This is a genomic window from Saccharomonospora iraqiensis subsp. paurometabolica YIM 90007 (genome assembly GCF_000231035.2).
Classification (GTDB): Bacteria; Actinomycetota; Actinomycetes; order Mycobacteriales; family Pseudonocardiaceae; genus Saccharomonospora; species Saccharomonospora paurometabolica.
In genome coordinates this window covers 1-3,209 of sequence record NZ_KI912262.1, presented here as the reverse complement: position 1 = coordinate 3,209, position 3,209 = coordinate 1, and the positions used below count along the sequence as shown (strand labels likewise).

The following is a 3,209-nucleotide window of genomic DNA, read 5'->3' as shown; positions in this document are numbered from 1 at the left end:
CGGCCGGGGCGGCGCAACCTCCCGCCGCGGGGCAGTCCCCGTCCGCCGCGGCGCAGTCCTCCGGTACGGCGGCGCAGTCGTCCGGGGCGGCCGGGCAGGACGAGAACCCGGCCGACAGGTCGAGCCGGAACACGGGCGACACGGCCCAGCAGGGCACGAAGCAGCCGTCCACGAAGCAGCAGGCGGCACGGCAGGACACGGCGAAGGGCACGGAGCGGGCGTCGGCCCAGGGCGGACAGAGCAACTCGCAGCAGCCGAAGTCGTGACCGGGCCCCACCGCCACGGCGGCTGAGCCCCGCCGGTGGGCCACGACGACAGCGAAGACCCCCGGAGGGCGTCCCCTCCGGGGGTCTTCGGCTGTTCTGGTCCGGACCGGATCCGGCCGGTGCTGCCCCGGGTTCTCAGGCGGCGTGCTTGTCGATGAGCTTGCCCAGGCGCGGCAGGGCCTCCTCGACGTTCTCCTTGCCCTTCGGGCGCAGCTTGTCGTAGACCTTCTTGATGCTGTCGCGGTCGCTCTTCTCCGCGCGGGCGTCGGTGACGGACAGCAGCGCGTCGGCGGCCTCGCTCGAGCGGGTGGGCAGGTAGCTGCCGAAGTCGCTCGTGCCGCTGGCCTTGAAGTCGGCGTAGAAGGGCTCCAGCGCGGCGGTGAAGTCGTCGAGGAGGCTGTCCACAGCGGACGTGATCATGCCGGGCTTGATCTTCTTGACCGCGCCGTAGCCGGTCTTGATGACCGTGCCGGACACGCCGCTCTTGGCCTCGACCTCCTCGTCGATGAGGTTCCCGAGGTCTTCGACCACGGTCGGGCGCTTGCTGGAGTCGAGCAGGATTTCCTTCAGGGTGTCAGCCACGGCTCTTCCCATCCTTCACAGTCTGATTCAACGATTCGCCTGGCAGGACGCCCGACGCCCGGCACAGCCCCGCTCGGGGGAGTCAACCGGTTGAGGTAGGCCGTCCTGATGTGCCTGCGCGTGCGCAGTACCTTAGTACAAGATCAATCTGGCTTGCACGCAGCGGTGTTCTCCCGTCACGCTGAGCCTTCGAGGGCTCCGACCACATCCGTGGCCACCGTCCGGGCCTTCACACTCTGTCGTTGATTCGTGGTCACGATGACGGCAGTCTCACCCTTACTGATGGCATAGACCGCGCCGCTGGCATCCGTTTCGTAGCCACCCTCCCAACCGGACGGCCGGGTCGCGGGATTCGACGTCGCGACCGGTGCGGCGGCGTCGACGAGCGCGACCGCCACCTCCGGCCGCCCGACGAACACCCGCACACGCAGCTGCTCCTCCCCGTCCGGCCGGTGGAAGAAACAGCTCGGCGGGTCACCGTCGGAGACCCGCACGGTGCCGACCCGCTGTCCGTTCGCCTCGGCGACGGCGTCGGCCGACAGGTACGGGCACGGCCCCTCGGCCACCGGATCCGGTTCCGGCGGCGGCGTCACCGACTCCCGGGGCGACGCCGGAGCCTCCGGCGTCGTCCGCTCCGCTGCCGGACCCGGTGCGGCCGGGCCCGGCGAACAGGCCGTGAGGACGGCGACGGTGACGGATCCGAGCACGGCGAGACGTGGGCGCATAGGTCGCACAGTGAACCAGAACGCCGGGCGGCGTCCCTGGTCGGCCGCACCGATGCCGATCGACCGACAGTTGGTGCAAGATCATGTACGTTCGGTGAAAACCGACGGATCGACATGGAGGGTGACACCACTGATGGTCTTCAGGAAGCTGCTCGGGGCGCTCGGGATCGGCGGCCCGTCCGTCGACACCGTGCTGCACGATCCGCACGTGCGGCCCGGCGGCACACTGTCCGGTGAGGTCCGGATCAGCGGCGGCTCCCGGGGGACCACCGTCGAGCACGTCGTCCTCGGCCTGGTCACCGGGGTCGAGACGGGCGACGACGAGGTGGGGGTGGAGTTCCACCGCGTGGTCGTCGGTGGCGGGTTCGGACTCGCGGAGGGTGCGGAGAAGACACTGCCCTTCGAGATGCCCGTGCCGTGGGAGACGCCGGTCAGCAGCGTCCACGGGCAGCCGCTGCCCGGGATGACCCTGGGGCTGCGCACGGAACTGTCCGTCGAGCAGGTCGCGGACAAGGGCGACCTCGACCCGGTCGGCGTCGAGCCGCTCCCCGCGCAGCAGCGGGTGCTGGACGCGCTGTCCGAACTCGGCTTCCAGTTCACCGGCGCCGACCTCGAACACGGACATCTCCAGGGCATCAACCAGCAACTGCCGTTCTTCCAGGAGCTCGAGTTCGTCCCGCCGCCGCAGGCCTCCGGACTGGTCGGCGAGGTCGAGGTCACCTTCGTCACCGGCCCCGACCGGATCGACGTCGTGCTGGAGGCGGACCGGCGAGGTGGCATGTTCACCCCGGAGCGGGACGCGTTCGGCCACTTCTCCGGGACCCACGACGAGGCGGCGAGCACCGACTGGGCCGCCCACATCGCGCAGTGGCTCGACCACCTCGCCGAGCACCGCGGCGTGGCGGGCGGCCCCGGGCTCAAGTACACGCCCGACCACGACGACCACGGCGACGGCGGGAAGTCCGGGATGGGCGGCATGCTCGCCGGCGCCGCGGTCGGGGCCGGGGCCGGAATCCTCGGCGGAATGGCACTCAACGAGATGCTGGACGACGACGAACAGCCGATCGGCGACGTCGACGTGGACGTGGACGAGCCGGACGTGCCGGAGGAACCGGAAGAGGAGGAGCCGGAGGAGGAAGGCGACGACGAGGAGTAACACCCCGCCCGCCGCACCGTTTCCCGCACGGCGCGGCGGGTATCCGCCGAGGCATGCGTATCGGTGACACCGCCGGCGCCGTGCCCGGCGGGCGCGCCGCACTCCCCCGGAGCATGGCCGCGGTGCCACCGTACCCGGCACCGGGGTCGGCACCACCGCGTGCGCGCTGAGGGCACGCACCGTGTCCGTGACCACCGCACCGCCGCCCCGCCGGACCGTGGTCGCGCTGTTGGTGCTCACGCTGGTGACCGGACTCGTCGATGCGGTGAGCTTCCTGCGACTCGACCAGATCTTCGTCGCCAACATGACGGGCAACGTCGTCTTCCTCGGACTGAGCGTCACCCCGTCGTCGTCGGTCGCCGCGTACGCCCCCGCGATCGCGATCGCCGGCTTCACACTCGGCGCACTCACCGGCGGGGTGTTCGCCGCCCGCGCACCGGCGGGCGCGGTCCCCGGTCACCGGACCGCCGCGGCGCTCGC

General features: G+C 71.4%; 5 protein-coding genes. 3 read left to right on the top strand and 2 right to left on the bottom strand.

The genetic code is table 11. The features are described 5' to 3' along the window. On the top strand, window positions 1-266 hold a 266-nt coding region (locus SACPADRAFT_RS33570; RefSeq protein ID WP_007027036.1), incomplete at its 5' end, for a hypothetical protein. Between the two features lie 135 nt (window positions 267-401). On the opposite strand, the gene SACPADRAFT_RS0223290 is transcribed toward SACPADRAFT_RS33570, so the two are convergent. After that, window positions 402-848 carry a DUF6918 family protein gene (locus SACPADRAFT_RS0223290; RefSeq protein WP_026453161.1) on the bottom strand — a complete coding sequence of 149 codons (447 nt, stop codon included), beginning with the start codon at window positions 846-848 and terminating at the stop codon, window positions 402-404. Between the two features lie 176 nt (window positions 849-1,024). Continuing rightward, window positions 1,025-1,573: a DUF2020 domain-containing protein gene (locus tag SACPADRAFT_RS29525; RefSeq protein WP_040924794.1), complete on the bottom strand. Its 549-nt coding sequence runs from the start codon at window positions 1,571-1,573 to the stop codon at window positions 1,025-1,027. Window positions 1,574-1,706: 133 nt separating this feature from the next. Between SACPADRAFT_RS29525 and SACPADRAFT_RS0223280 the strand changes: the two genes are divergently transcribed. Beyond that, window positions 1,707-2,729: a sporulation protein gene (locus tag SACPADRAFT_RS0223280; RefSeq protein ID WP_007027033.1), complete on the top strand. Its 1,023-nt coding sequence runs from the start codon at window positions 1,707-1,709 to the stop codon at window positions 2,727-2,729. A 187-nt stretch (window positions 2,730-2,916) separates the two neighbouring features. Further along, window positions 2,917-3,209, top strand: a 293-nt coding sequence (locus tag SACPADRAFT_RS0223275; protein ID WP_233357254.1) for a DUF1275 family protein, incomplete at its 3' end; no start/stop codon positions are given.

Coding starts and splice junctions, on each gene's coding strand:
- SACPADRAFT_RS0223280 (WP_007027033.1), top strand. CDS start 1,707: ATGGTCTTCAGGAAGCTGCTCGGGGCGCTCGGGATCGGCGGCCCGTCC.
- SACPADRAFT_RS29525 (WP_040924794.1), bottom strand. CDS start 1,573: ATGCGCCCACGTCTCGCCGTGCTCGGATCCGTCACCGTCGCCGTCCTC.